This is a genomic window from Ancylobacter sp., assembly GCF_965249975.1.
Classification (GTDB): Bacteria; Pseudomonadota; Alphaproteobacteria; order Rhizobiales; family Xanthobacteraceae; genus Ancylobacter.
Genome location: NZ_CBDFNE010000018.1, coordinates 328,401 through 355,272, shown reverse-complemented (window position 1 = coordinate 355,272; position 26,872 = coordinate 328,401). Strand labels below are relative to the sequence as shown.

The 26,872-nt window shown below is 68.1% G+C and carries 25 protein-coding genes and 1 tRNA gene; 13 read left to right on the top strand and 13 right to left on the bottom strand.

The window, feature by feature from the left end; all coding sequences use genetic code 11:
• Positions 1 to 40: 40 nt before the first annotated feature.
• The 4 genes from rpoN to ACP2AH_RS14595 all read left to right on the top strand — a co-directional run bounded on the left by rpoN (position 41) and on the right by ACP2AH_RS14595 (position 3,404).
• Positions 41 to 1,624 (top strand): RNA polymerase factor sigma-54, encoded by a 1,584-nt coding sequence (rpoN, locus tag ACP2AH_RS14610; RefSeq protein ID WP_425106465.1) that lies wholly within the window; start codon positions 41 to 43, stop codon positions 1,622 to 1,624.
• A gap of 194 nt (positions 1,625 to 1,818) precedes the next feature.
• A complete protein-coding gene (hpf, locus tag ACP2AH_RS14605; RefSeq protein ID WP_425106464.1) occupies positions 1,819 to 2,424 on the top strand; it encodes a ribosome hibernation-promoting factor, HPF/YfiA family in 606 nt (201 codons plus the stop codon).
• Positions 2,425 to 2,515: 91 nt separating this feature from the next.
• The gene (gene ptsN / locus ACP2AH_RS14600; RefSeq protein ID WP_421698253.1) at positions 2,516 to 2,977 is read left to right on the top strand and encodes a PTS IIA-like nitrogen regulatory protein PtsN; all 462 of its coding nucleotides are present in this window, start codon (positions 2,516 to 2,518) and stop codon (positions 2,975 to 2,977) included.
• 103 nt (positions 2,978 to 3,080) lie between these two features.
• Positions 3,081 to 3,404, top strand: coding sequence for a helix-turn-helix domain-containing protein (locus ACP2AH_RS14595; RefSeq protein ID WP_421698252.1), 324 nt, complete (start codon positions 3,081 to 3,083; stop codon positions 3,402 to 3,404).
• A gap of 84 nt (positions 3,405 to 3,488) precedes the next feature.
• On the opposite strand, the gene ACP2AH_RS14590 is transcribed toward ACP2AH_RS14595, so the two are convergent.
• The 5 genes from ACP2AH_RS14590 to rpmH form a co-directional block, all read right to left on the bottom strand.
• Entirely contained in the window at positions 3,489 to 4,562 is a 1,074-nt protein-coding gene (locus ACP2AH_RS14590; RefSeq protein WP_425106463.1) for an NAD(P)-dependent alcohol dehydrogenase, read from the bottom strand.
• A gap of 124 nt (positions 4,563 to 4,686) precedes the next feature.
• Positions 4,687 to 5,361, bottom strand: coding sequence for a ribosome biogenesis GTP-binding protein YihA/YsxC (gene yihA, locus ACP2AH_RS14585; RefSeq protein WP_421698250.1), 675 nt, complete (start codon positions 5,359 to 5,361; stop codon positions 4,687 to 4,689).
• A gap of 16 nt (positions 5,362 to 5,377) precedes the next feature.
• Positions 5,378 to 7,189 carry a membrane protein insertase YidC gene (yidC, locus tag ACP2AH_RS14580; RefSeq protein WP_425106462.1) on the bottom strand — a complete coding sequence of 604 codons (1,812 nt, stop codon included), beginning with the start codon at positions 7,187 to 7,189 and terminating at the stop codon, positions 5,378 to 5,380.
• Positions 7,186 to 7,587 (bottom strand): ribonuclease P protein component, encoded by a 402-nt coding sequence (gene rnpA / locus ACP2AH_RS14575; RefSeq protein WP_421698248.1) that lies wholly within the window; start codon positions 7,585 to 7,587, stop codon positions 7,186 to 7,188. The genes yidC and rnpA overlap by 4 nt, the downstream gene beginning before the upstream one ends.
• 65 nt (positions 7,588 to 7,652) lie before the next feature.
• Positions 7,653 to 7,787: a 50S ribosomal protein L34 gene (gene rpmH, locus ACP2AH_RS14570; protein ID WP_013165198.1), complete on the bottom strand. Its 135-nt coding sequence runs from the start codon at positions 7,785 to 7,787 to the stop codon at positions 7,653 to 7,655.
• A 419-nt stretch (positions 7,788 to 8,206) separates the two neighbouring features.
• Here rpmH and ACP2AH_RS14565 point away from each other — a divergent pair, with 419 nt between their 5' ends.
• The 6 genes from ACP2AH_RS14565 to ACP2AH_RS14540 all read left to right on the top strand — a co-directional run bounded on the left by ACP2AH_RS14565 (position 8,207) and on the right by ACP2AH_RS14540 (position 14,455).
• Positions 8,207 to 9,799 carry an ATP-binding protein gene (locus tag ACP2AH_RS14565; RefSeq protein WP_425106461.1) on the top strand — a complete coding sequence of 531 codons (1,593 nt, stop codon included), beginning with the start codon at positions 8,207 to 8,209 and terminating at the stop codon, positions 9,797 to 9,799.
• Positions 9,800 to 9,881: 82 nt separating this feature from the next.
• Positions 9,882 to 11,186 (top strand): glycosyl hydrolase, encoded by a 1,305-nt coding sequence (locus tag ACP2AH_RS14560; protein WP_425106460.1) that lies wholly within the window; start codon positions 9,882 to 9,884, stop codon positions 11,184 to 11,186.
• Positions 11,187 to 11,370: 184 nt separating this feature from the next.
• A tRNA-Arg gene (locus ACP2AH_RS14555) sits at positions 11,371 to 11,447 on the top strand.
• A gap of 469 nt (positions 11,448 to 11,916) precedes the next feature.
• Complete coding sequence (locus ACP2AH_RS14550) at positions 11,917 to 12,888, top strand: aliphatic sulfonate ABC transporter substrate-binding protein (protein ID WP_425106459.1); 972 nt, start codon at positions 11,917 to 11,919, stop codon at positions 12,886 to 12,888.
• Positions 12,885 to 13,715 (top strand): ABC transporter permease, encoded by an 831-nt coding sequence (locus ACP2AH_RS14545; protein ID WP_425106458.1) that lies wholly within the window; start codon positions 12,885 to 12,887, stop codon positions 13,713 to 13,715. Before ACP2AH_RS14550 ends, ACP2AH_RS14545 begins: the two co-directional genes overlap by 4 nt.
• 11 nt (positions 13,716 to 13,726) lie before the next feature.
• A complete protein-coding gene (locus ACP2AH_RS14540) occupies positions 13,727 to 14,455 on the top strand; it encodes an ABC transporter ATP-binding protein (protein WP_425106457.1) in 729 nt (242 codons plus the stop codon).
• Between the two features lie 60 nt (positions 14,456 to 14,515).
• On the opposite strand, the gene ssuD is transcribed toward ACP2AH_RS14540, so the two are convergent.
• Entirely contained in the window at positions 14,516 to 15,703 is a 1,188-nt protein-coding gene (gene ssuD, locus ACP2AH_RS14535; RefSeq protein ID WP_425106424.1) for an FMNH2-dependent alkanesulfonate monooxygenase, read from the bottom strand.
• Positions 15,704 to 15,808: 105 nt separating this feature from the next.
• On the opposite strand from ssuD, the gene ACP2AH_RS14530 reads away from it, so the two are divergent.
• Positions 15,809 to 17,032, top strand: a complete 1,224-nt coding sequence (locus tag ACP2AH_RS14530) for an acyl-CoA dehydrogenase family protein (protein WP_425106456.1) — start codon at positions 15,809 to 15,811, stop codon at positions 17,030 to 17,032.
• Between the two features lie 168 nt (positions 17,033 to 17,200).
• Here ACP2AH_RS14530 and ACP2AH_RS14525 read toward each other — a convergent pair whose 3' ends face one another.
• From ACP2AH_RS14525 to ACP2AH_RS14495, 7 genes are all read right to left on the bottom strand, one after another.
• Complete coding sequence (locus ACP2AH_RS14525; RefSeq protein WP_425106455.1) at positions 17,201 to 18,628, bottom strand: aldehyde dehydrogenase family protein; 1,428 nt, start codon at positions 18,626 to 18,628, stop codon at positions 17,201 to 17,203.
• A 27-nt stretch (positions 18,629 to 18,655) separates the two neighbouring features.
• Positions 18,656 to 19,975 carry an NAD(P)/FAD-dependent oxidoreductase gene (locus ACP2AH_RS14520; RefSeq protein WP_425106454.1) on the bottom strand — a complete coding sequence of 440 codons (1,320 nt, stop codon included), beginning with the start codon at positions 19,973 to 19,975 and terminating at the stop codon, positions 18,656 to 18,658.
• A gap of 38 nt (positions 19,976 to 20,013) precedes the next feature.
• Positions 20,014 to 21,084 (bottom strand): ABC transporter ATP-binding protein, encoded by a 1,071-nt coding sequence (locus ACP2AH_RS14515; RefSeq protein WP_425106453.1) that lies wholly within the window; start codon positions 21,082 to 21,084, stop codon positions 20,014 to 20,016.
• 14 nt (positions 21,085 to 21,098) lie between these two features.
• Complete coding sequence (locus ACP2AH_RS14510; protein WP_425106452.1) at positions 21,099 to 21,872, bottom strand: ABC transporter permease; 774 nt, start codon at positions 21,870 to 21,872, stop codon at positions 21,099 to 21,101.
• A complete protein-coding gene (locus ACP2AH_RS14505) occupies positions 21,869 to 22,771 on the bottom strand; it encodes an ABC transporter permease (RefSeq protein WP_425106451.1) in 903 nt (300 codons plus the stop codon). Before ACP2AH_RS14505 ends, ACP2AH_RS14510 begins: the two co-directional genes overlap by 4 nt.
• Positions 22,772 to 22,997: 226 nt before the next feature.
• Positions 22,998 to 23,684: an extracellular solute-binding protein gene (locus tag ACP2AH_RS14500; protein ID WP_425107045.1), complete on the bottom strand. Its 687-nt coding sequence runs from the start codon at positions 23,682 to 23,684 to the stop codon at positions 22,998 to 23,000.
• A 51-nt stretch (positions 23,685 to 23,735) separates the two neighbouring features.
• Positions 23,736 to 24,053 carry a hypothetical protein gene (locus ACP2AH_RS14495; protein ID WP_425106450.1) on the bottom strand — a complete coding sequence of 106 codons (318 nt, stop codon included), beginning with the start codon at positions 24,051 to 24,053 and terminating at the stop codon, positions 23,736 to 23,738.
• A gap of 174 nt (positions 24,054 to 24,227) precedes the next feature.
• On the opposite strand from ACP2AH_RS14495, the gene ACP2AH_RS14490 reads away from it, so the two are divergent.
• Together ACP2AH_RS14490 and ACP2AH_RS14485 are read left to right on the top strand one after the other, a co-directional pair.
• Positions 24,228 to 25,679 carry a 2Fe-2S iron-sulfur cluster-binding protein gene (locus ACP2AH_RS14490; protein WP_425106449.1) on the top strand — a complete coding sequence of 484 codons (1,452 nt, stop codon included), beginning with the start codon at positions 24,228 to 24,230 and terminating at the stop codon, positions 25,677 to 25,679.
• The gene (locus tag ACP2AH_RS14485; protein WP_425106448.1) at positions 25,676 to 26,836 is read left to right on the top strand and encodes an NAD(P)/FAD-dependent oxidoreductase; all 1,161 of its coding nucleotides are present in this window, start codon (positions 25,676 to 25,678) and stop codon (positions 26,834 to 26,836) included. Before ACP2AH_RS14490 ends, ACP2AH_RS14485 begins: the two co-directional genes overlap by 4 nt.
• The last annotated feature ends 36 nt before the right edge of the window (positions 26,837 to 26,872 follow it).

The window sequence follows — 26,872 nt, the reverse complement described above, 5'->3', positions numbered from 1 at the left end:
CTCCCATCGCCCTTGCCGCCGCCCGTGGAGAGTGCGCGCCATGTCGCTAGGTCCGCGTCTTGAGTTCCGTCAGACCCAGTCGCTGGTGATGACGCCGCAGCTCATGCAGGCGATCAAGCTGCTGCAGCTCTCCAATCTCGATCTCGTGGCCTATGTCGAGGCGGAGCTGGAGCGCAACCCGCTGCTGGAACGCCAGGCCGAGCCGGAGGGCGAGCGCGCCGGCGAGGGCGAGGCGGACGCCGGGGCGGTGCGCGAGCGCACCAGCGACGCCGATCTCGATCCCCGGGCCGATCAGGTGCATGAGCGCGAGGAGCGCGTCTCCGACTGGCTGGAGGAGCGGCTGGAGACGAGCCGCAGCGCCATCGAGGACCGGCTCGATACCGGCATGGAGAACGTCTTCCCCGACGACAATGGCCGCGAACCGGCGGCGCCGATGCCAAGCGGCGAAGGTCCGGCCTATTCGGAATGGACCGGCTCGGGCGGCGGCGGGGCGGATGGCGAGGGCTATAATCTCGAAGCCTTCGTCTCGGCCGAGACCTCGCTTGCCGACCATCTCGAAGCCCAGCTGGTGCTGGCGGTCAGCAGCCCTGTCGAGCGTCTCATCGGCCACAACCTCATCGATCTCATCGACGAGGCCGGCTATCTCTCCGCCGACCTCGCCAGCGTGGCCGAGCGGCTCGGCGCACCGCTTGCGGCGGTGGAGAAGGTGCTGGCGGTGATCCAGGCCTTCGACCCGCCGGGTATCGGCGCGCGATCGCTGGCCGAATGCCTCGCCATCCAGCTGCGCGAGCGCAACCGCTACGATCCCTGCATGGCGGCGCTGCTCGCCCATCTCGAACTGCTGGCCCGGCGCGAGTTCAACACGCTGAAGCGGGTCTGCGGCGTCGATGACGAGGACCTTGCCGAAATGGTCGGCGAGATTCGCCGGCTGAACCCCAAGCCGGGCCTTGCCTTCGGCTCGGGCATCCTCCAGCCGGTGGTGCCCGACGTGTTCGTGCGCGGCAGCGCCGACAACTGGCTGGTGGAGCTCAATTCCGAGACGCTGCCGCGGGTGCTGGTCAACCAGGCCTATTATTCCCGGGTGCAGAAGATCACCCGCAACGAGCGCGAAAAGGCCTTTCTCTCCGACTGCATGCAGACGGCGACCTGGCTCACCCGCTCCCTCGACCAGCGCGCCCGCACCATTCTCAAGGTGGCGACCGAGATCGTCCGGCAGCAGGATGCGTTCCTGACGCTGGGCGTGCAGCATCTGCGCCCGCTGAACCTGCGCATGGTGGCCGATGCCATCGGCATGCATGAATCCACGGTCTCGCGCGTCACGTCCAACAAATACATGGCGACGCCGCGCGGAATCTTCGAGATGAAGTATTTCTTCTCGTCGTCTATTTCATCTTCTGACGGTGGCGAGGCGCATTCGGCGGAATCGGTGCGCTTCCGCATCAAGCAGATGATCGAGGCGGAGAGCCCGGACGACGTGCTGTCCGACGACACGCTGGTGCAGCGCCTGCGCGAGGCAGGGATCGACATTGCCCGTCGAACGGTGGCTAAATACCGTGAAGCCATGCGTATTCCCTCCTCGGTTCAGCGCCGGCGCGAGAAGCAGGCGGCGGTGGCCGGGGGCTGAGAAGGCCGATGCCGAGGCGTGCTAGGCGGCTTCACACAAGCTTCACACACGCTGTCCACCGCTTCTCGTTGACACTTTCCTTTCCGGCTCATACCTCTTAGTGGCACCGGCCGGGCATGTTAGGGAGTTCGGGCAGGGCGAGGGGCGAATTCGCGAACGCTTCCCGACCCGCCCCAGCAGAAGGACGAGTCACGATGCCGCTGCGGGTTTCAGGAAAAAATCTCGACGTGGGCGAGGCTCTCAGGCAGCGCGTTTCCGATCGCGTCGCCGGGGCGATGGACAAGTACTTCGACGGTGGCTGGTCCGGCCACGTCACGGTCGCCCGCGAGGGGTCCGGCTATCGCGCGGATTGCGCGCTGCATCTCGACAGCGGGACAGTGCTGCAGGCCCACGCCGATGCGCAGGACCCCTATGCCAGCGCCGATGCCGCCGTGGAGCGGATCGAGACGCGGCTCCGCCGCTACAAGAGCCGGGTCAAGCGCCGCCTCGCCAATGGCGAGAACGCCGCCGAGCCGGCCGCTGCCGGCGAGACCGTGCCGCTCACCGTGTTCTCCGCCCCCGACCATGAGGACGCCGAGCCGACGGAAGGCTGGTGCCCGACCGTGGTGGCGGAGGCGACGGCGACGCTGCCTCGTCTCTCGGTGAGCAACGCGGTTCTCGAACTCGACTTCACCGGCGCCACCGCTCTGGTGTTCCGTCATGCCGGCCATGGCCGCATCAACGTCGTTTACCGGCGCGGGGACGGGCATGTCGGCTGGGTGGACCCGCCGGCCAGCGCCCAGGCGGAAGACGTCCATTGATCCCCCGACCTCATGGGAAGCGCGCGGCCGCTGCGGCGGTTCGCGCGCTTCGTCTCGCCCCGACCCGGATTGCTACGCCGCGGATCGTTTCATGGCTCTGATCGACATTCTGTCACCGTCCGCGGTGTTTCCGACCCTCAAGGTCGGCAGCAAGAAACAGGCCCTGCAGGAGCTTTCCGCCCATGCGGCGGCGCTGCTCAAGCGGGACGAGCGCGAGATTTTTGAAACGCTGAACCAGCGCGAGCGCCTCGGCTCCACCGGCGTCGGCAATGGCATCGCCATTCCGCACGGCAAGCTGGCCAAGATGGACAGGCTGTTCGGCATGTTCGCCCGGCTGGAGCGGCCGATCGACTTCGAATCGCTCGATGGCGAGCCGGTCGACCTCATCTTCCTGCTGCTCGCGCCGGAATCGGCAGGCGCCGATCATCTCAAGGCGCTGGCGCGGGTGGCGCGGCTGCTGCGCGACCCTGAGGTCGCGCGCAAGCTGCGCCAGTGCCGCGACGCGCAGGCGATCCACGCCCTGCTCACCGGCGCCCCGGCGGACGCGGTGTGAGAGCAGTCCGGCGGCGCCCGCGCGGTGCCGCCTGGGGCGGGTGACATCGACGCTCGCCGCCCTACCTCATCCGGGTCAGACCCATTCGTTCAGGAGGCCCGCCATGCCCGAGACCCTTCCCGCCAGCCTCGCCCTTTCCGCCGGCCAGTGCCGGGCCGCGCGCGCCCTTCTGGGCTGGAGCGCGGCGGAACTGGCGCAGAAGGCGCGGGTGACGGCGGAATGGCTGGAGCGGTTCGAGCGCGGGGGCGAGGCGGTCGACGATTTCGACCCCTCGGAAGCCGAGCGCGTGCTGCGCGCGCTGGAAGAGGGCGGCGTGGAACTTCTCGCGCCCGGCCAGGCCAGCAGCGGCGGCGGCGCGGGCCTGCGCATCCGCCAGCAGGGCGGCTATATCCCCACCGATCGGCTCAGTTCCGCCAATGACGGCTGACGCAGCCGCGCGTCGTCCCGTACGGCTTTGAAAGCCGTTCCGGGAGCCTTCGCGGCGCGCCGCAAGGACGGCGGAGGTCGTGGCCTAGGGCGTGATCGCCACCTTCAGCACGCCGTCGCGCTGATGCGAGAACAGGTCGTAGGCGGCCTCGATGTCGTCCAGCTTGAAGCGGTGGGTGACCAGTGGCTTGAGATCGATGCGGCCGGAGGCGATCACGTCGATCAGCCGGCGCATGCGCTCCTTGCCGCCGGGGCAGAGCGTGGTGACGATCTTGTTGTCGCCGAGGCCGGCGGAGAAGGCGCCGAGCGGGATCTTGAGATCGGTGGAATAAACGCCGAGCGAGGACAGGGTCCCGCCGGGGCGCAGCACTTTCAGCGCGCTTTCGAACGTGTGCTGGGTGCCCAGCGCCTCGATGGCGACATCGACGCCGCGCCCGTCGGTAAGCGCCAGAATCTGCTCCACCACGTCGCCCTGCTTGAAGTCCACCACGTCGCTGCAGCCAAGCTGCCGGGCGATGGCGAGGCGCTCCGGCACGGTGTCGACGCCGATGATCCGGGTGGCGCCCTTCAGCTTGGCGCCGGCGACCGCACACAGGCCGATGGGGCCGAGCGCGAACACCGCGACGATGTCGCCGATCTGCACCGCGCCGCTCTCCGCGCCGGAGAAGCCGGTGGACATGATGTCCGGGCACATCAGCACTTCTTCGTCGGTCAGCGCGTCCGGTACCGGGGCGAGATTGGCGAGGGCATCGGGCACCAGCACATATTCCGCCTGGGTACCATCGATGGTATTGCCGAATTTCCAGCCGCCCATTGGCTTGAAGCCGTGCTTCATGCCGGGGCCGTCCTGCGAGCCGCAGCCGCACAGGCAGGCGTAGGAATGACCTGAGGGGGTGATGGCGCCGGCGATGACGCGCTGGCCTTCGCTGTAGCCGGTCACGGCCGAGCCGAGCTTCTCGATCACGCCCACCGGCTCATGGCCGATGGTGAGGCCCTTGGCGACGGGATACTCGCCCTTGAGGATGTGCACATCGGTGCCGCAGATGGTGGTGGTGGTGACGCGCACCAGCGCGTCGAGCGGCCCCACATCGGGAATCGGCTTCTCGTCGAGAACGATTCGGCCGGGCTCGACGAAGATGGCGGCTTTCATCTTGGGCATCGCAAACTCCTGCGGTTAACGCGCGCGACCTTCGCGCGCCCGACAGGGGCCGGCCATGACAGGGGTCAAAAGCCGGCGATCAAACCCTGCTGCCGCTCAACGCGTGCGCACCGCAGAAGGATCCTCAGCGCACGCCGCGCTCGGCCATCAGCCGGATCACCGCCGCGCGCAGCTCGCCAATGCCGCTGCCATCGCGGCTGGAGGTAGGGAAGACGAGCGGGAAGGCCGCCGGACGCCGGGCGAGACCCGCCTGCGTCTCCTCGACCCGCTGGGCGAGTTCCGCCGGCTTCAGCTGGTCGGCCTTGGTCAGCACCACGGCATAGGAGACGGCCGCCTTGTCGAGCCCGTCCAGCACCTCGCGGTCGATCGGCTTCAGCCCATGGCGGGAATCGATCAGCACGAAGACGCGGGCGAGATTGGCGCGCCCGCGCAAGTAAGCGTGCACGGTGGCGGTCCAGGCGTCGACCTTGTCTTTCGGCGCCTTGGCGAAGCCATAGCCGGGCATGTCGACCAGGGTGAGGTCCGGGCCGAGGCCGAAAAAGATCAGTTCCTGCGTGCGGCCGGGCGTCACCGAGGTGCGGGCCAGCGCCTTGCGCCCGGTCAGCGCGTTGACGAGGCTCGACTTGCCGACATTGGAGCGGCCGGCCAGCGCGATTTCGATCGTGCGCATGGGCGGCAGCGTGGCGATGGTCGGCGCCGCCGAGAGGAAGGTCCACTCGCCGGCGAAGAGGCGTCGCCCGGCCTCGATCTCGTCGGGCGTGAAGGCCGACGCGGCGGACGTGTCGTCGGCCTGTTCCATGGTGTGCGCGCCTTCCTCAGCCGGCCTTGGGCTTCTTCTTGCGGACGAAGGTGCTCTTCACATTGTCCCACAATTCGATCTTCACGCCGTTCTTGCGCATGATGATCGACTGCTGGATCACCGACAGGGTGTTGTTCCACGCCCAGTAGATGACGAGACCGGAGGCGAAGGAGGCCAGCATGAAGGTGAAGACCAGCGGCATCCAGTCGAAGATCATCTTCTGCGTCGGGTCCGGCGGGGCCGGGTTGAGCTTCATCTGCGCCCACATCGTGCAGCCCATGATGATCGGCCAGATGCCGAGCATGAGGAAGTGGCCGATGACGGGAACCGAACCCGGATCCCAGGGGATGAGGCCGAACAGGTTGAAGATGGTCGTCGGGTCGGGCGCCGACAGGTCCTTGATCCAGCCGAAGAACGGCGCGTGCCGCATTTCGATGGTGACGAACAGCACTTTGTAGAGGGCGAAGAAGACGGGGATCTGGATCAGGATCGGAAGGCAGCCCGCGACCGGGTTGATCTTCTCCTTCTTGTAGATCTCCATCATCTCCTGCTGGAGCTTGACGCGGTCGTCGCCATAGCGCTCGCGCAGCGCCGCGATCTCCGGCTGCACCGCCTTCATCTTCGCCATGGAGGCGTAGCTCTTATTGGCGAGCGGGAAGAAGATGCCCTTGAGCAGCACGGTGACGACGAGGATGGCGACGCCGAAATTGCCGACGAAGCGGTAGATCCAGTCGATGACCAGGAACAGCGGCTTGGTGATGAAATAGAACCAGCCCCAGTCGATCAACAGGTCGAAGCGGTCGATATTGTACTGCTGCTGATAGCCGTCGACGAGCTGCACCACCTTGGCGCCGGCGAACAGGCGGCCGTCGGTGGAGGCCTTGGCGCCGGGCGCGACGGTGACGGCGTCGCCGAGGAAATCGGTCTGGTAGGTCAGGTCGTTGCCGGACTGCGCGGCGGAGAAGCGGGCCTGCACCTTTTCCTGTGCGCCGGGAATGACGGTGGCGGCCCAGTACTTGTCGGTGATGCCGAGCCAGCCGCCGACCGACGGGAAGGTCTCGGCCTTCTTCTCGGCGATGTCCTTGTACTTGATCTCGTGCAGGCCACCTTCCGAGGTCACCCCGATCAGGCCTTCATGCAGGATGTAGTAGCCGAGCGTATGCGGGGTGCCGTGGCGCGAGACCAGCGCATAGGGATGCAGCGCCACCGGATTGGCCGTGGCGTTGTCCACCTCGTCCAGCACATGGAACATGTAGTTCGCGTCGATGGTCAGCGTGCGGCGGAAGGTGAGGCCGGCGCCATTGTCCCAGGTGAGGACCAGCGGCGTCTCCGGCGTCAGGCGCGCGCCTTCCGGCGCGGTCCACACCGTGTCGGCGGCGGGCACCGCCACGGTGGAGCCGGCGCCCGGCACCCAGCCGAATTCGGCATAGAACGGGTTCGGCCCGCCCGAGGGCGAGAGCAGCACGATGATCGGGCTGCTGTTGTCGACGGTCTCGTGATAGCCCTTCAGCGACAGGTCGTCGATCCGCCCGCCCTTCAGCGCCACCGAACCGATGACGCTCGGCGTCTCGATGGCGACGCGCGGCGAGCGCGCCAGCGCTTCCGCCCGGCTCAGCGCACGCGGCGGCGTCGCCGCCGGGGCCGGGGCGGCGGTGCCGGGGGCCGGAGCCTGCGAGCCGGCCGCGCCCGGTGCCTGCTGGGCCGCCTGCTGCTGGGCCTGCTGGCGCTGCTGTTCCATCTGCGGCACGCCGGAGAAGAACTGCCAGGCAATGAGCACCGCCATCGACATGACGATGGCGAGGATCATGTTGCGGTTTTCGGACGTCATGGCAGGGGCTCTCCGTCGGCGCGCGGCGGGCGTTGCGCGGCGTCGGCGCGCGCAGGCTTGGGCGGGCGCCGGCTTCCTGAGTGAAGGCGGGCGATACCCCGCTCTATGTCGTGGATAAGGGCACTGAACGGCGTGCCGAGCGCGGCGCGCCGGGCGACGATCACATAGTCGAAACCGTCCTGAGCGGCGCGTGGCAAGGCGTCGCGGACCGCCGCGCGCAATCGGCGGCGGATGCGGTTTCGTTCGACGGCATTGCCGTGCTTCTTGGTGACGGTGAGCCCGATACGGGCCGGCGCCTGGTCGGCGCGATCGCGGCCCTGAAGCAGGAGCGGGCCGGAATTGGCGCGCAGCGCGGACGCTGCGGCCAGGAAGTCCTTGCGCTTGACGAGCCGGTCCATGGTAGGGCGCCGATCCTCAGGCAAGAGAGGGGCGCGCCCCAGCCATGTGGGGTCGAAAAGCTCGGTCAGGCCGACAGGCGCTTGCGGCCATGGGCCCGGCGCGCATTGATGATCTTGCGGCCGTTGCGGGTCGCCATGCGCGCACGGAAGCCGTGCCGGCGGGCGCGCACGAGCTTGCTCGGTTGATAAGTGCGCTTCACGGTTCTCTCTCCGCTTGTTCGATCTGCCGCCCTCCCGCCGGACGTTTCCCTTTCCGGCGCGCCACGGAGCCAGCCGGGGCGAAGAAGCGCAGATGCAGGAGACTTCCAACGGCGGGCAGCCGTGGGTTGGCCGGCTTATAGGGGGCGCTCCGGCCCGAGTCAATGCGCCAATGCCACGGAAGCCCGCCAATCCACGGGACCCGCGACAGCCCCTGCTCAGCCTGCGGGCTCCGCCGCCTCTGGCAACCGCGCCCCGCGACCTTACATGAATGTGATCGGTCGTGGCAGGCGACCCGGCGAGGGGGAGGGGGCGCGCTTTCCTGATCCGCCGTCGTTTCCGCGCCGTAATCCTTTCGTCCGATGCGGCGCATTCGCGGACCAAACACCGTGATGTGAAGGCGGAAAGAGCACTGTTGGGCATGACGAAGCACTCGCAAGCCGGGACCGATGGCGTCGCCGTGCCCGCCAGACCGGCGGGCGAGGCCGCGCGGCCGGAACGCCGGCGTCTCGCGGGCGGGGCTGGAGAGATTCGCGCCTCGGGCGACCGCGCCGCGCCGGGATCGGACGCGCGCCGCGGCTTCCATCTCGGCCTTTCCGGCAAGCTGCTGGCCTTCACCCTCGCCTTCGTGCTGCTGGCGGAGGTGCTGATTCTGGTTCCGGCGGTCGCGGCGTTCCGGCTCAACTGGCTGTCCGACCGGCTGGCCTCCGCCCGCACCGCCGCGCTGGTGCTGGACGCCGCCCCGGACGGCATGATCTCGCCACAGCTGACGCAGGAACTGCTGCGCAGCGTGGGTGCCATCACCGTGGCGCTGAAGCGCGACGACACGCGCCGGCTGCTCGCCTCCTCCGACATGCCGCCGGAAGTCGACCACCACGCGGATGTGCGCGATGTCGGGCCGGTGCAGGCGGTGCGCGAGGCCTTCGACACGCTGCTGGCGCCGGATGGGCGCATCATCCGCGCCGTCGGCACCCCGCCGCGCGGCGACGGCTTTGTCGAGATCGTCATCAGCGAAACGCCGCTGCGCAAGGCAATGCTGCGCTTCACCGGCAATGTGCTGCTGGTGTCGCTGGTCATCGCCGCGCTCACCGGCGCGCTGGTCTATCTCGGCCTTGCCTGGATGTTCGTGCGGCCGATGCGCCGTCTCACCCAGCGCATGGTCGCCTTCCGCCTCAACCCGACGCTGCCCGTGCTGGAGCGCGACGACGACCGGCGGATGGACGAGATCGGCCAGGCTGAGCGCGAGCTCACCACCATGCAGCGCCAGATCGCCGAGACGTTGCAGCAGAAGAACCATCTCGCCGCTCTTGGCCTTGCCGTCTCCAAGATCAATCACGACCTGCGCAATCTGCTGGCCTCGGTGCAGCTGATTTCCGATCGCCTGGCCGACATACGCGACCCTGCGGTGCAGCGATTCGCCCCCAAGCTGGAAGCGGCGCTGGACCGCGCCATCGCCTATTGCGAGCACACGCTGGCCTATGGCAAGGCGCAGGAACCGCCGCCGGAGCGGCGCATGGTGGCGCTGGGCCCGCTGGTGGCGGAGGTGCGCGACACGCTCGGCCTGGGCACGGGCGAGGACGGCACCGGCATCGGCTTCGTCGAATCGATCGACCGCGATCTCATGGTCGATGCCGATCCCGACCAGCTGTTCCGGGTGCTGCTCAATCTCTGCCGCAATGCGGCAGAGGCGCTGCGCGGGCGGGCGCCCAACGATGTCGCCCGCGACCAGATCCGCATCACCGGCCGGCGCGAGGGTGCCATCGTCATCATCGAGGTTGCCGATACCGGCCCCGGCGTGCCGGAGCGGGCGCGCGCGCATCTGTTCGAGGCGTTCCAGGGTTCGGTCAGCCGGGGCGGCACCGGGCTCGGCCTCGCCATTGCCGCCGAGCTGATGCAGGCCCATGGCGGCGATCTGCAACTGGTCCCCGGCACCATCGGCGCTACCTTCCAGTTGCGGGTGCCCGACCGGCCGGTCGATCTCGACGCCCATCGCGCGCTGCGCTCCTTCGGCTGAGGCGGGGGCAACGCGCCCCGATTCTGCGAAAGGACGCGATGTGAACCGACGCCATTCCTCGCTTCAATCCTGGCGCCGCGGCGTGAACCGCCGGACCGTGCTCGCCGCGCTGGCCACGGCCTTGCCACTGGTGGCGGGCTCCGGCGCCCCGGCGCAGCCCAATCTCGCCGCGCCGGTGATCCCGGGCAGGCCGGGAGCGAAGCCGGTGCAGGTGACGGTGGAGGGGCGGAACCTCCTCGTCGACGGCCAGCCCTTCGCCGTGCGTGGCGTCGCTGGCGACGGGCCGCTGGCGCTGCTGCCCGGCCTCGGCGCGACCACGGTACGCAGCTATGGCGAGGACCCCGGCCCGCTGCTCGACGCGGCCGGCACGCTGGGGCTGAAGGTGATTGCCGGCCTGTGGGTGGGCCAGCCGCGGCAGGGCGCCGATTACACCGACGCCGCCTTCCGCGCCCGCCAGCTCGCCGAGCTGGAGGCCGTGGTGACCAAGTATCGCGACCATCCCGCTTTGCTGATGTGGGGCATCGGCAATGAGGTGGAGGTCGACCTTGCCGATGATTCGGCGGTGTGGCCGGTGATCGAGGAAGTGGCCGCCATGGTCGCGCGGGTCGATCCCGCCCACCCTCTGCTCGCGGTGCTGGCGGAAACCGGCAGCGACAAGGTGGAGAAGCTCCGGCGCCTGGCCCCCAGCCTCAAGGTGCTGGGTCTCAACTCCTATGGCGACGCCCTCTATTCCGTGGTCGAGCGGGCCCGCAAGCAGGGCTGGGACGGGCCGATCATCATCACCGAGCTGGGCGCGCTCGGCCAGTGGCAGGCGGCGCACGCACCCTGGGGCGCGCCCTTCGAGCCGAGCTCGACCCAGAAGGCGATTCAGCTGCGCCGCTATCTCGCGGCGCTGGATGAGCAGGGGGCCGGGGTCATCCTCTTCCTCTGGGGCCAGAAGCAAGAGGTGACGCCGAGCTGGCACAGCCTGCTGCTGCCCGACGGCGTGTGGCTGGAAGCGGCGGAGGCCATGGCGCAGGCCTGGGGCGGCCAGCCGCCGGGCGGCAACCAGGCGCCGCGCATCGCCTCGTTGCGGGTGGCGGGCGAACCGAGCGCCCCTTTCGCCCGGTGGAGCGCGGACGAGGAAGGCGCCTTCACCCTCGACGCCGTCGAGCCCGATGGCGATCTAATGGAGGTGCGCTGGTTCGTCATGGCCGAAAGCGCCGATCGAGGCATTGGCGGCGATGCCGAACAGGTGCCGCCCGTCTTCCCCGAGGCGGTGCGCCAGAGCGGACCCAGCGGCGCCCGCGTCTCCGGCCTCACGCCGGGCCACTACCGGATTTTCGTGGAACTGCGCGATGGCAAGGGCGCCGGCGCCACCGCCAACATGCCGTTCGAGGTGTGGTGAGGCGGGCTCTCCCGGGGTCTTGGGCCGCCGCCGACGAAATGTTTGGCCTGTGGATAGTTTCGTTCCGCGTCGCTGCCGCTTGCAAAGCCCGCGCAAACGGGGTAGCAGACGGGCCCTCGCGGTTGGCCAACCACTTCGGTGTCCACCGGCCGCGAACAGGCTTCCCGCTCCGGCGGAAAGCCGGGCGCCCGTAGCTCAGCTGGATAGAGCACCAGACTACGAATCTGGGGGTCAGAGGTTCGAATCCTTTCGGGCGCGCCATTTCTTAGCATCGGACTGAGCCTCTCGTTTGGCCGTCTGTTTTGCAAACTCCGTTTCCAGAACGTTCTCCAGCTTGGCAATTGCGCTGTCCGCCATCGTGCTCGTGCGGGCAAGGTGCGTGTCGAGATCTCCCGCGCGCGGCGCAGGGTGTGCCCGGCCTGAAAGAGCATGGTAACGCTCGTCCCGCGCAGGTCGTGGACGTGTGATCCTCAACGCGGGCCGCCTTGCAGGGGGCTTCCCACGGGTCGGCGAAGGACCGCAAACGGCATCCGGCTCAGATAGGCGCATGCGGGCTCGTTTCCGAAGGGCGGGCAGCCCCAATGCGCACGTATCTATTGTCTATTAAATCTATCGAGTTTATGTGTGTCGTTCTCGTCCCCGCCATTCGATGATCCGAGGCCCTGACATGACGCCGAGCGACCTTTCTGTCCCCCACCCGATCCGTCGCGCGCTCCTTGGGGTGGGGTTGATGGCCGCGGCGGTCTTCGCCCTTGGCGTCGCTGCGCCGGCGCGGTCGGAAGAGGCGCCAAGCGAGATCAAGCTCGACTATGCCTATTACTCGCCGGAGAGCCTGGTCATCAAAAAATTCGGCTGGCTGGAAGAGGAGTTCAAGCCGGACGGCATCACCGTCAAATGGGTGCTCAGCCAGGGCAGCAACCGGGCGCTGGAATATCTCAACAGCGGCAGTTCGGACTTCGCCTCCACGTCCGGCATTTCCGCTCTGGTGAGCCGGGCGAACGGCCAGCCGGTGAAGACCGTCTACATCTTCAACACCCAGGAGGCCTCGACGCTGCTGGTGGCGAAGGATTCGACCATCACCTCCGTGCCGGAGCTGAAGGGCAAGAAGGTGGCGGCGACCAAGGGCACCGACCCGTTCTTCTTCCTGCTGCGCGCGCTCAACGCGCACGGCCTGAACAAGAACGACGTGCAGATTGTCCATCTCCAGCACCCGGAAGGGCGCACCGCGCTGGAGCGCGGCGACGTCGATGCCTGGGCCGGGCTCGACCCGTTCATCGCCGCCACCGAGCTGGAGGCCGGCAGCAAGACCATCTACCGTAACCCCGCCTTCTCCAGCTACGGCTTCCTCAACACGACAGACACCTTCATCGCGAAATACCCGCAGCATCTCCAGCGCGTGCTGAACGTTTATGAGCGGGCGCGGCTGTGGATTCTCGCCCATCCCGACGAGGCCATCGCCATCGTCGCCGAGGCCTCGAAGCAGTCCGAGCCGGTGATCCGGCAGCAGTTCACTCGCGCCAATTTCACCAAGGCGATCCCGGACGAGCAGCATCTCGGCACGCTCAAGGCCACCGCGCCGCTGCTGCTGCAGGAGGAAATCGTCCGCAAGGGAACCGACCTCGACAAGTACATCGCCGAGCTGGTGGATGACCGCTTCGCCCGGGTCGCGGTGGAAACCCAGGCGAAGGCGAAGGGGCAGTGACGGATCTGTCTGAACGCCAGGCGCGCGAGGCGAGGGCCACGCCGCTCCCCGCCCGCCTGCGTCTGCCGGGCCTCAATCTCTGGGGCCTGCTGGTGCCGGCGCTGGCGCTGGGCGGGCTGGAGGCGGCCGTCGCCTTCGGCCTGGTGCCGGCGCGGCTGATGCCGCCGCCGAGCGCCATCCTTGAGACCTTCCGCGAACTCTACGACCAGGGGCTTGTCACCCATCTCGCGGTCTCGACGGCGCGGGTGCTGGCGGGCTATGCGCTCGGCGTCGTGCTTGCCGTGCCGATCGGTGCGCTTGTCGGGCTGAACCGGCGGGCGGAATCGCTGCTCGACCCCACCTTTCAGGCCCTGCGCGCCATACCCGGCCTTGCCTGGGTGCCGCTGCTGCTGCTCTGGCTAGGTATTGATGAGGGGCCGAAAGTGACGCTTATCGCCATCGGCTCGTTCTTTCCGGTCTATCTCGGCCTCATCGCCGGCATCCGCAATGTCGACCGCAAGCTGGTCGAGGTCGGCGAGATGTATGGGCTGGGCCCGGTGGCGCTGGTGCGCCGCATTTTCCTGCCAGCGGCGTTGCCGAGCCTGTTCACCGGCCTGCGCCAGGGCCTCAGCCTCGCCTGGATGTGCCTGGTCGCCGCCGAGCTGATCGCCGCCACCCAGGGCATAGGTTACCTGCTGACTGACGGGCGGGAAGTGAGCCGTCCCGACATCGTCATCGCCGCCATCCTGATGCTCGCCCTGCTCGGCAAACTGTCCGACACGCTGCTGAAGCGGCTGGAGCGGCGTGCCTTGCACTGGCGCGATTCCTTCGAGACCCGGCTCGGCTGAGGAGGCCTGTGATGAGCGAATTGTTGCGGGTGCGCGTGGCCGCCAAGCGCTTCGGCACCACGGCCGTGCTGCGCCATATCGACCTGTCGGTAGATGAGGGCGAGATCGTCGCGCTGGTCGGCCCCAGCGGCTGCGGCAAGAGCACGCTGCTTCGCATCATTGCCGGTCTCGATCGGGATTATGATGGCGAGGTGGTGTTCGCCGGCCTGCGCCAGAGCGGGCTGAACCGCGAGATCGGCTTCGTCTTTCAGGAGCCACGGCTGTTTCCTTGGCTCGATGTCGCCGCCAATGTCGGTTTCGGCGCCGGCTCCGCAAACCCATCGCGCGTCTCGGCGCTGCTGGCGGAGGTGGGGCTCGCGGGACGCGAGCGGGCGCTGCCCAAGGAACTGTCCGGCGGGCAGGCGCAGCGCGCTTCCATCGCCCGCAGCCTCAACACCCAGCCGCGCCTGCTCCTGCTCGACGAGCCGTTCAGCGCGGTGGACGCCTTCACCCGGATGAAGCTGCAGGACCTGCTGGTGTCAGTCGCGCGTCAGCATGCCATCACCCTCATCCTGGTGACGCATGATGTCGACGAAGCGCTGTTTCTCGCCGATCGGGTCGTCACCATGGGCGCCCATCCCGGCGTGGTGCGCGATACGCTCAAGGTCGGGCTTTCCCGCCCGCGCGACCGCCGCGACCCGGAACTCGCCCGGATGAAGTCGGGCGTGCTCACGGAACTCTATGCCGCCCACGCCATCTGACGCAGGGCCGCCCGGCGACGGCGGCCCGCGCAAGGGTCCCACGGGCCGGCATTGCCGCTTTCACGACTGGGCCGCGCGCGGGGCGGGTCTGTAGTCATTGGCGATGGTCTCGCCGAAGGGTCCGGTGTTCACGGTGCCGCTGGGCTTGGCGAGGGTGTGGTTGAGCTTGAGGCGCGGCAGGGCGAGTTCGGCGACCCGGTAGGCCTCTTCGAGGTGCGGGTAGCCGGAGAGGATGAAGCTGTCGATGCCGAGATCGGCATATTCCTGCATGCGCGCCGCCACCGTCTGCCCCGAGCCGACCAATGCCGTGCCGGCCCCGCCGCGCACCAGCCCGACGCCGGCCCACAGATTCGGGCTGACCTCGAGCTTATCACGCCGCCCGCCATGCAGCGCCTGCATGCGCGACTGGCCGACGGAATCGAGCCGCGAGAACACTTTCTGCGCCGCCGCGATGGTGGCGTCGTCGAGATGGCCGATCAACTCGTCCGCCGCCTCCCACGCCTTGGCGTCGGTTTCGCGGGCGATGACATGCAGGCGGATGCCGAAGGAGACCTTGCGGCCCTCGGCCTCGGCCAGCGCGCGCACCTGTTTGATCTTGGCTTCCACCGCCGCCGGCGGCTCGCCCCAGGTGAGGTATTTGTCGACATGCTCGGCCGCGACCTTGTTCGCCGCCTCCGACGAGCCGCCGAAATACAGCGCCGGGCCGTTCTCCTGAAGCGGGGGAAAGAGCAGATGCGCGTCGTCGACCTTGATGTGCTTGCCGAAATAGGTGACGTGCTCGCCGGCCAGCAGGCGGCGATAGACGGTGAGGAACTCGTCCGTCACCTCGTAGCGCTCGTCATGATTGAGGAAGATGCCGTCGCCGGCATTCTCCACCGGGTCGCCGCCGGTGACGATGTTGATGAGCAGCCGCCCGTCGGAGATGCGGTCGAGGGTTGCCGTCATGCGGGCATAGAGGGTGGGGGAGGCAAGGCCTGGGCGCACCGCCACGAGATAGCGCAGCCGCTTGGTCGCGGGTGCCAGCGCGGAGGCCACCAGCCAGCTGTCCTCGCAGCTCTTTCCCGTGGGAATGAGCACGCCGTAATAGCCGAGCCGGTCGGCGGCCTGGGCGACCTGGCGGAGATAGTCGATATCGGTCTCGCGGGCGCCGAGCGCGGTGCCGAGATAGCGCCCGTCGCCATGGGTGGGCAGGAACCAGAGCACGTTGAGGCCGTCGCCTTGGGTCTGTGCGGGGCTGATGTGCGGCATGGGGGGTCCTGTCGGTTCGCGCGGGCGGCGCGGCCGGCCCTGGGGCGGAGGTGCTGCCGGAGCAGGTGAAGGTCACCGACTACGTGGCTGTGGTGTGAGGGTGTCATGAACAAGCCGCTCGACGCGCTCGCCCTGCGTCCGCCCGCCGATGGCGAGGCGGCGCTCGCCCGTCTTCAGCCGCTGTTCGACCGGATCGAGGAGGGGGCCGCCGAGCGTGAGCGCGAGCGTATCCTGCCTTTTGCCGAGGTGGCGCTGCTGCGCGAGGCCGGCTATGGCGCGCTGCGCCTGCCGCGCCCGGACGATGCCGGGCTCACCTTCCGGCAGTTGCTGAAGATCGTCATCCGCCTTGCCGCGGCGGATTCCAATGTTGCGCACATCTTCCGCAACCACTTTTCGGTTAATGAGATCTATGTGCGGCGCGCGCGCGAAGGGCAGGGCCTTCGCTGGCAGGAGGCGGTGGCGGGCGGGGCGATTTTCGGCCTGGGCAATATCGAGCTTGGTTCCAGGAGCGCCGGCGGCGTGCTGCCATCGACCACGCTTACGCCTGACGGCGACGGCTTCCGGCTTGACGGCACGAAATACTACACCACCGGCACCCTCTATGCCGACTATATGCTCGTGCGCGCGGCGACGCCGGATGAGCGGCTGGCTTCGGTCATCATTCCGGTGGCGCGCGAGGGGATCGAGATCGTCGACGATTGGGACGGTGTTGGCCAACGTCTCACCGCCTCCGGCACCGGCCATTTCCGCAATGTCCGCGCCGAGGCAGCGGAGGTCGTGTTTGACGCTGACGGCATCGGCTACGGCCTTGCCTATTCGAACACGCTGGCGCAGCTCTATGTAACCGCCATCGTTGCCGGCATCGCCCGCGCCGTGCTCAACGATGCGCGGCGCCTGCTGCTGGGGCGCAGCCGCACCTTCTATTACGCCACGGCGGAGCGGCCGGCGGAAGACCCGCTGCTGCTTCAGGTGCTCGGCGACCTCGCCACTGATGCCTTCGCGGCGGAGGCGGCGGTGCTGGCCGCCGCCGAGGCGCTCGATGCCGTCGGAGCCGCCCGGGACAGTGGACGCGACGACGAAAGCCTCGCGCATGAGGCCGCGCTCGCCGCGGCGAAGGCCAAGCTGATCGTCGACGAACTCGCCATCCGTGCCGGCGGGCGCCTGTTCGATCTCGCCGGTGCCAGCGCCGCCAGCCGCGCCCGCAATCTCGACCGCCACTGGCGCAACGCCCGCACGCTCGCCACCCATAATCCCGGCGTCACCAAGGCCGCTGCCATCGGTGCCTTCGAGGCGAACGGGACCAAGCTGCCGGCGAAGGGTTTCTTCTAGGGGGGCGGCCGGTGAACCGGAGTTCACCGGCCGTTGCCTGGTGCAGCGCCGCCGCGCGAGCGCCGCCGAGCGTCGTTGAGCACGGTGCGGGTGAGTCAGGTTGACCATGACACCGGAACGCCGCCAAAGGCAAAGCCCTAGACGGCGACCGACGTGTCAGGGTGCGTTTCAGCCGTAGCCGACGATGCCCTTGATTTCCAGGAAGTCACGCAGGCCGAAATCCGCGTATTCGCGACCATTGCCCGACTGCTTGTAGCCGCCGAACGGCGCGAACAGGTCCCAGTCCGGATAGTTCAGATAGATGGAACCGGCGCGCAGCCGGCCGGCGACGCGGCGCGCCTCGTCGAGATCCGTGCCCTGCACATAGGCGGCGAGGCCGTAGAGCGTATCGTTGGCGATGCTGATCGCTTCATCGACCGTCTCATAGGGGATGATCGACAAGACCGGCCCGAAGATCTCCTCGCGCTCGATGCGCATGCCCGGCTTCACGTCGCCGAACACGGTGGGCTTCACATAGTACCCCGTCTCAAGCCCGGCCGGCTTGCCGGTGCCGCCGATGACAAGCGTCGCGCCCTCGTCGATGCCAGCCTGAATGAGCGCCTGCACCTTGGCAAACTGCACATCGCTGACCAGCGGCCCGATCTGGGTCTCGACATCGGTCGGGGAGCCGACGCGCACGGTCTCGGAGGTGCGGCGGGCGATCTCCAGCGCTTCCGCGTGCCGTGCGGCCGGCACGAGCATGCGGGTCGGGGCATCGCAGGACTGTCCCGTGTTGGAGAAGCAGGCGAGCACGCCCTGGGACACGGCGGTTTCGAGATCGGCGTCCGGCAGCACGATATTGGCCGATTTGCCGCCAAGCTCCTGGGCCACGCGCTTGACGGTCGCCGCGGCGTTGCGGGCGACGTCGATGCCGGCGCGGGTCGAGCCGGTGAACGACACCATGTCGATGTCCGGGTGCGAGGAAAGCGCGGCGCCGACTTCCGGCCCCGTGCCATTCACGAGGTTGAACACCCCCGGCGGGAGGCCCGCCTCATGCACGATCTCCGCGAAGACCATGCCGGAGATCGGCGCGATCTCGCTCGGCTTCAGCACCATGGTGCAGCCGGCGGCGATGGCCGGCGCCACCTTGCACATGATCTGGTTGAGCGGCCAGTTCCAAGGGGTGATCAACCCGACGACGCCCACCGGCTCATGCGTGACCCGCGTGGTGCCGCGCGTCTCGTCGAACTCGAAGCGCCGAAAGGCCTCGATGGTCGCCTTGAGGTGCCCGAGCCCGGCATAGGCCTGGGAGTCGCGAGCACGCGCGATCGGCGAACCCATTTCGCGGCTGATTGCCTGGGCGACATCTTCGTAGCGGCGCTCATAGACCGCGAGCAGCGCCTCAAGAAGCGCGAGACGCTCTTGCTTGGACGTGAACTGGAAATGGGCGAAGGCGGCCTTGGCGGCGGCGACGGCATGATCCACGTCGGCCTGCCCGCCGAGCGAGATGGTGGCGAACGGTTGCTCGGTGGCGGGATCGATCACGTCGAGCGTCCGGCTGGCCGCCGGATCGACGAAAGCGCCGTCAATGTAGAAGGTGAGATAGCGGGACGTCATGGAATGCCTCGTCTCTGTGAAGGCGGCTCAGATGCCGAGCGCATTGCGCGCCCGGCCATAGGCTATGCGTATCGAAGCACCGATCGGCCACAAGCTGTGGAACGGGAAGGCCCTCGCGGGACGCACCGGCATGTCGAGGGTATCCGGCTCAGCGCCGGTTGCCCAGCGGGCGAGTTCGCCGCCCATGGCCGTCGCCATCGCGACGCCGCGGCCATTGTAGCCGATGCATGCCATGAGACCGGGAGCCGGCGCGGTAAGGTTGGGATAATAGTCGGCTGTGATGGCGAGTTGACTGTTCCAACCATGCGTCCAGCGGATGTTGCCGAGAAACGGCCACAGCCGCTTCGCGTAGCGCATGAGATCGGGAAACCCCGCCGGGCCGTGCAGTGGCCGCAGCCGGCTGCGCCCACCGATAAGCAGGCGATTGGCTGAATCGAGCCGATAATAGACGGTGATCGATTCGTGCTCATAGAGGACGTGGCGACCGGGCAGGATGCCGGCTGCCGCAGCCAAAGACAGAGGCTCGGAAGCGACGATGCCGCCATAGACCGGCACCACCGAGCGTTTGAGGCCGGGAAAGAGATCGTCCGTGTAGCCATTGGTCCCGAGGATCACCCGGTCGGCATCGATCTGGCCGCCGGAGGTCCGAACCGTCCACCCGCCGGCGCGCCGCGTCAGCGCCGACGCTGGCGTGTGGGCAAAAAGCCGCGCACCGGCTGTTGTGGCGGCATGGGCAAGGCCACGGCTATAGGCGAGGGGGTTGAGCGACCCGCCGCGCCGGTCGAGAGCGGCGGCGACGTAGCGATCGGTGCCCGTCGCCTCCTGCACGGCTGCACGATCAAGCCATTGGACGGGGGCTCCCCGCCGCTGCAGTTCGGCCGTCGCGCGCTGCAGGAAATCGACGGAGCCGCCGCTGAAGGCGGCGCGCAGGGTGCCGGTGCGTTTGGCGTCGCACGCGATCCCGGCCTCCTCGACGAGGCGGAAGACCTTGTCCGGCGCGGAGCCGGAGAACGCGACCATCCGGGAGCCAAGGTCCGGGCCGAAGGTCTTCTCGATCTCGGCAGGTTCGTGCTTGAGCCCGGCATTGATCTGCCCGCCATTGCGGCCCGAAGCCCCCCAGCCGACGCTGCGGGCCTCGATCAGTGCGACATCCGCGCCGGCGCGGGCCAGATGATAGGCCGCAGACAGCCCGGTGATCCCGCCGCCGATCACCACGATGTCGGCGCGCAGCTGGCCGGACAGAGGCGGCGCAAGCGGTTCGGGCCCCGCGGACGACGCGTAGACGGTGTCGGCGTCGCGCGGATCGCGATCCGCCCTGCGGGCGTGCCCGGGATCGGAATGGCTCACCGACACGCTCCTCGCGCATGATCGCATGGCATCGCCTCTCAGGCCCCCTGCAGGACGATGACGTCCTCCGGCGCCCAGGCAAGGCGCACCGACGCGCCCGGGTGCAGGTCCTGGATCTGCTGCATGTCCCGGCTGCGCACCTGCAAGGCGGCGCCGTCCGGCAATGTCAGGAGCAGGCGGTACTCCACGCCGAGATAGACGCTCTGGCGGACAACCGCCTCGACGGTGCCGGAGGCATCGACATGGATCTTCTCCGGGCGGATCGCGACGCGCACAGCCTGACCCGGCGGCCCGAGCCGCTGTGCCGGCGCCGTACAGCGCCAGCCCGCTCCGATGAGTGTGCCGCCCGCGCCGACGGTGCCGCTGAGAATATTGGCTTCGCCGATGAAGTCGGCGACGAAGGAGGTCGACGGCCTCTCATACAATTCCTGCGGAGTGCCGATCTGCACCAGACGGCCGCTCTCGAACAGCGCGATGCGGTCGCTCATGACAAGAGCTTCTTCCTGATCGTGCGTGACCGAAATGACGGTCGCGCCCAATTGCTTGACGATGCGCAGGATTTCCGTCTGCATGCTGCCGCGCAGCTTCTTGTCGAGGGCGGCCATCGGCTCGTCGAGCAGCACCAGTTCCGGCCCGAAGACGAGGGCCCGTGCCAGAGCCACGCGCTGACTCTGGCCGCCGGACATCTGCCGGATGGAGCGCGGGCCGAAGCCGGCAAGGCCGACGACCTCGAGCATCGCCTCCACCTTCCTGGCCCCCGTCCGGCGATCGCAGCCGCGCGCCAGCAACGGGAAGGCGACGTTCTCGGCGACGCTCATATGCGGAAACAGCGCGTAGTCCTGAAACACCATGCCGATATTGCGCTTGTTGGGCGGCGCGTGGGCGACGCTCTCGCCATGCATGCGAACGTCGCCGCTGTCCGGCTCCATGAAGCCGGCAATGATGCGCAGCGTCGTGGTCTTGCCGGAGCCGGAGGGGCCGAGCATGGTCAGGAACTCGCCCTTGTTCAGAGTGAACGCAATGTCGGACAGGGCGGCAACGTGGCCGAAGTTCTTGCAGACGCCGGCGAGCTCGAGCGCGTGAGGCGCGGTTTCAGCGGGGGAGGGCATCACGCGTTCCGTGTCTAGAGCAGGGTTATGGCGCCGAGACCGAGCGCGGAGATGGCGATGAGTATGGTGCCCACGGCGGCCATGGTCGGGTCGAGCTCGGCGCGCAGCTGGCTCCAGATCAGCACCGGGACGGTGCGCAGTCCGGGGTCGGTGAGGAAAATCGCCATCACCACCTCGTCCCAGGAGGTGATGAAGGCAAATATGCCGCCCGACACGACGCCCGGCGCGATCAGCGGCAGCAGAATCCGGCGGAACACATAAAGGCGGCTCCCGCCCAGCCCGAGCGCCGCGAGTTCGAGGTTGCCGTTGACGGCATGCAGGCTCGCCGTCACCGAAACCACGACGAAGGGCAGGGCGAGCACGGTGTGGGCAATGACGAGTGAGGCGAGCGTGCCCGACAGGCCCCAGCGCGCGAAGACGAGATAGACGCCGACGGCGAGAACGATCACCGGCGTCACCAGCGGGCTGAGCAGGAGGCCCTGCACGATGGCCTTGCCGCGGAATTCGGTGCGATAGAGGAAAATGGCCGCCGCCGTGCCGAGCGCCATGGAAAGACAAGCGGTGCCGATGGCCGTCTGGAGACTGGTGACGGTCGCCGCCCGCCATGCCGGATTGGCGAGCACGTTCTCATACCAGCGCAGCGAAAAGCCTTCCGGCGGGAAACGGATCACCGTGTCGGCGGCGAAGGAGATCGGCACGATCACCAGAGTGGGCAGGAGAAGAAACAGGGCGATGGCGAGGATGAGCGTCCAGAACGCGATCGCAGCAAGGAGCGAGCGGAGCTTCATGGCCGTGAAACCCTCGTGTGGGGGCGCCCCAGCCGGATCATCAGGCCCGCCACCGCGAAGATGGCGGCGGTCGCCAGCAGCAGGACGGCCGCCAGGGCGCTGCCGAAGCCGAGATTGAGCAATTCCGTCACCTGCGCCGCGACGAGCTGGGCGATCATGGTGTCGCGCGGGCTGCCGAGCAGAGCGGGCGTGATGTAGAAGCCGAGCGCGAGGGTGAAGCTGAGCAGCGCGGCGGCATAGACGCCGGGCAGGGTGAGCGGCAGGTAGACCTTGAAGAAGCAGCGCATCGGCCCGGCGCCGCAGATGCGCGAGGCCTCCATCAGCCTGATGTCCACCTTGCGCATGGCGGCGAAGATCGGCAGCACCGCATAGGGCAGCAGGATGTGCGTCATGCCAATGATGACGGAAAGCTTGTTGCGGATGAGCTGGATCGGCGCGTCGGTGAGGCCAATGTCCATCAGGAGCCGGTTCACCAGCCCGCTATCCTGCAACAGGATCATCCAGGAAAAGCTGCGCAGCAGAAGGCTGACCCAGAAGGGCAGCAGCAGGCACATCGCCAGCAGGGCGAACAGCACGCGGCCTGCCCGCGCCATCGCATAGGCATAGGGGTAGGCCAGCAGCAGGCAGATGACGGTCACGATGGCAGAGGTCTGGAACGTCTGCAGGATCACCCGGCCGTAGAGCGGTGTGCTCCACAGGCGGGCGTAATTCGCCAGTGAGCCCTCCGGCACGCTTGAGGCCAGCACAAGCGCCAGCGGATAGACGAAGAACGCCGCGAGGAACAGGAGCGCGGGCACGCCGAGCAGGGCGACCGCGCTGCGGCGCCGCCGGGCCGGCTGCGCCACCGGTGCGCCGCCATGGGCGAAGTCCGTTCCGGAAGGGGCATGGGCTGCTGACATCGTGTTCTCTTCGTGCCCGCCCGCGCCACGCGTCACGCGCGTCGCGGGCTTGGTCCGGCCTCCCGAAGCCGGCCGGTCACAGCCGGCATCCGGGTATGATCGCGCGGGGGCTAGATCATTTCACCGTTTCACGGAAACAGTGAAATGATCTAATTCTTTGTTTTGTCGCGTTTTCTTCACGCGAACCGGTATCCACTTCGCTCGAAAACGCTCTAGGCGGGGTCGGTCACAGCAGCAGCCATTCCTGGAAGCGCTCGTTCACGGTGGTTTCGTTTGCCGACCACCACTGGTAGTCGACCTCCACCTTCGTCGCGAGATGATCCGTGGGCAAATTGCCCTTGAAGGGGCTGTCGATGAGCGGGACGGCGGCCTTGTTGGTCGGGCCATAGGGCATGAGGGCGGCAAAAGCGGCCTGTGCCTCCGGCGAGGTGAACACCTTCAGCGCTTCCATCGCCTGCTTGCGGTATTTCGTGCCCTTGGGAACGACCCAATAGGCGTTCTGGGTCGTCCACTGACCCCAGGCAATGGCGACCGGGGCGGATTTCGCCGCCTGAAGGCCGCGTCCCACCCACACCAGACCCATGCTGGCCTCGCCGCTGGTCAGGAACTGTTCGGACTGGGAGCCGGTCTCCCACCAGATCAGGTGGTCGCGGATGGTGTCGAGCTTCTTGAGCGCCCGGTCGATCTCGAGCGGATAGAGATCTTTCGGCGCCACGCCATCCGCGAGCAGCGCAGCCTCGAAAATGCCGCCCGAGGCATATTTCCAGACCGCACGCTTGCCGGGAAACGTCGTCACGTCGAAGAAGTCGGTGAAACCTACCGGCTTCTTGCCGTCGAACTTGTCGGTACGATAGGCGATGACCGTGCCCTCGACATCTGCGCCGAGGCGGTAGTCGCCAGCATAACCCGGCAGGAAAGTGCCCCGGTCGATGACGCCGTAGTCGATGGCTTCAAGCCATTTGGCCTAGGCCGCCTGGCCGAAATTGTCGGCGACGACGATATCCCAGGTGACATTGCCGGCATCGGCCATCGCGATGATCTTCGCATCGCTGGACGGGCTGTCCTGCCGAACGGAGAGGCCCGGGGGCAGACGGTCGAACATCGCCTTGGCCTGCGCCTCCTGATAGGCGCCGCCATAGCTGGCGACCGTCAGGACCGTGCCGTCAGCGGCCCGGACCGTGCCCACCCAGGCGGGCATCGCCGATGTGAAGAGGCCTGCCGCGCCGATGCCCATGCCCTTGAGTACCGCACGGCGCGAGCTGCTGCCCTTGTCCTTGTCCATGAACATTCCTCTGGAAACGGCCGCATCGCTCGGCCCTGGCGCTAGATTGCCACCATGCCTCGCGGGACGGCAACAGCAATTTTCGTAAAAATGAAAATCTGTTGCCATTTTCATTTTTATGGATGCTAGATTGATGAACACTCGCAACATTCTGAAGATTGGAGGGGCTGCGCTGTGAACGAGCCGGTGAGCTTCTTTTGGAACGGCCGCCCCGTAGCCGGACAGGCGGGGGAGAGCCTCGCGGCCGCGCTGTGGCGGGCGGGCATCCGCACGACGGCGAGCACGCGCAAGCGGCACCGACCGCTCGGGCCCTCGGGCAGCTTCATCGCCGGTTGTCTCGCCGGCGTGGACGGGCGCCCGAACACCCGCCTCGATCGCGTGTTTCTGGCCGAGCCGGTGAGGGCGACGGAGCAGAACACCTGGCCTAGCCCCCGTTTCGATCTTCTGCGTGCCGCGCGCCTGTTGCCGGCGCGCCTCGTCTATGGCGGCTTCGAGCATGGCGCTTTCGCGCCGCGCCATCCGCGCCTGTTCACCGCGTGGGAGCGGCTGCTTGCCTTCCTCGCCGGTGTGGGTGACGCGACGCATGTCGAAGAGGGGCCCTTGCCGCAGGGACGTCGTATCGCCGTGGACGTTCTCGTCGTCGGTGGCGGCGTCGCCGGGCGTACCGCCGCGAACGCGGCCGTGGCCGAAGGACGGTCCGTTGCCCTCGTCTCACTCTCGCGGGAGCCCGGCAGCTTCGCCCGGGCGGTTGGCGCCGACTTGCCGGCGCTCGACCCGCGCGTCGACATCTTCAGCCGGACCGAGGTGTTCGGCATTTATCGCAAGGGAGGGCTCGTCGCGGCGGCGCCGTTCGATCCGCGGCAGGGGGCGCTCGTCTTCACGCCGGGGCGCACCGTGCTGGCTCTTGGTCGTCGCTCCATTCCTCCTCTGGTGCGCGGCAACCATCTGCCGGGCGTCGTGGATGCGCACTTCGCCCTGGCGCTGGCGGCCGACGCGGGTGTCGCACTCGGGCGGCGGGTGGTTGTCGTGGGCACCGGCGCCGAGACGGCGATCGCCACGCGGCTGAAGAATGCGGGAGCCAATGTCGTTGCCGTCGCGTCCGTCGGGAAGCTGCAGAGCATTCTCGGTCGCAACGCGGTGACAGGTGCGGTTCTCGACCGCCGTATCGCCTGTGACTGCCTAGTGCATGCCGGGCCCTGGCGCGCCGATCCGGGGCTCGGTTTTCAGGCCATGGCTGAGGGTCTCGGCCAGTTGGGAACCTCCACCGATGCCGGTTCCTCGGTGTCCGTCATCGGAGCGGCTGCAACGGCCCCGGACAGCCTCCTGCTGCCGGAGCGGCTCGACGCGGATGCCTATGTCTGCCCCTGTATGGATGTGACGGTTGGCGAGGTCCTGCACCGCATCCGTGAGGGTGAAACCGATCTCGAGGTGCTGAAGCGGCTGACCTCCTGTGGCATGGGCCCCTGCCAGGGCTTTCCCTGCTGGGAGATGCTCGCCGCCGTCGTCGCGAAGGCGGCACCGCAGGCTGCCCAGGCGGTGCCGCGCCCCAGCCACCGCGCGCCGCGTCGCGCCATCACCGTGGCGCAGGCCGCGGGCCTGCACGGACTGGTGGAGCCCGACCGATGAGCACCTCCCCCCTCAACCTTCCCTCCAAGGCGTCCGTCGTCATCATCGGCGGTGGCATCCAGGGCCTCGCCTGCGCCTTCAATCTCGCGGAACTCGGGGTCACCGGGGTGGTGGTTCTCGATGCCGGCTACTGGCAGGGTGGCGCCTCCGGCCGCAATGGCACGCTGATCCGCGGCGGTTTCGGCACGCCCGAATGGACCGGCCTGTTCCAGTACTCCAACCAGGCGTGGCAGAGCCTTTCGCGCAGCCTCGGTTACAATGCCATGTTCACCCGGCGGGGCTACATGATGGTGGCGGAGACCGACCGTACCGCCGACATGCTGCATTCCATCACCGGCATTCATGCGCAATACGGCGTGCGCAATGAAATGATCCGTGGCGCGCGGATAGCCGAGGTGCTGCCGGCGATTGACGGGCGGCAGGTGAAATGTGCGCTGATGCTGCCGGAGGGAGGCGTCGCCCCTCATCATGCCGCGATGAAGGCCCTGCTTCACGCCTGCGAGGACCGTGGCATCATGGTGCGCTATCGCACGCCGGTCACCGGCATCGAGCGCACCGGCGGGCGGGTCGCCGGCGTCACGGTGGGTGAACACCGCATCGCGGCGGACAGCGTGATGGTGGCCGCCGGCGGCCACAATCCGGAGGTGGCCGCTCTGGCGGGCGTGACGCTGCCCGGCTTCGGCATGCGCATCGAGGCAATGGCGCTCGAGCCGGTGCGCCCACTCATCCGCCCCGCCATCGCGCTGATCGACAGCCTCTGCTACATGCACCAGACCGGACGTGGCGAGGTGGTTGGCGGCACGGAGGTGCCCGAGCGCCCGCGAATGAGCCTCAGCACCGATCTTCCCGTGCTGGCGCAAACGGCCGCCGTCTACGCCCGGCTCTTCCCCCGGCTGCGCACGCTGCGCGTGCTGCGGCACTGGGCCGGTTTGATCCACGCCACGCCCGATTATGCTCCGTTGATCGGCGAGCACCCCGATCTCAAGGATCTATGGTTCAGCGCCGGCTGGTCCTATGGCTGGGCAGGTGGTCCGGGAACCGGCATACTTCTTGCGCGCGCGATTGCGAGGGGCGAAGTCGACAGCCGGATCGCGCCTTTCGCCATCGACCGGTTCGCGCGGGGCAAGCCGTTGAAAGACCCTGCAATCGTGCTTTGATCGTTGGCGCTTCGCCGCACTTTCCCTTCTGCCGAG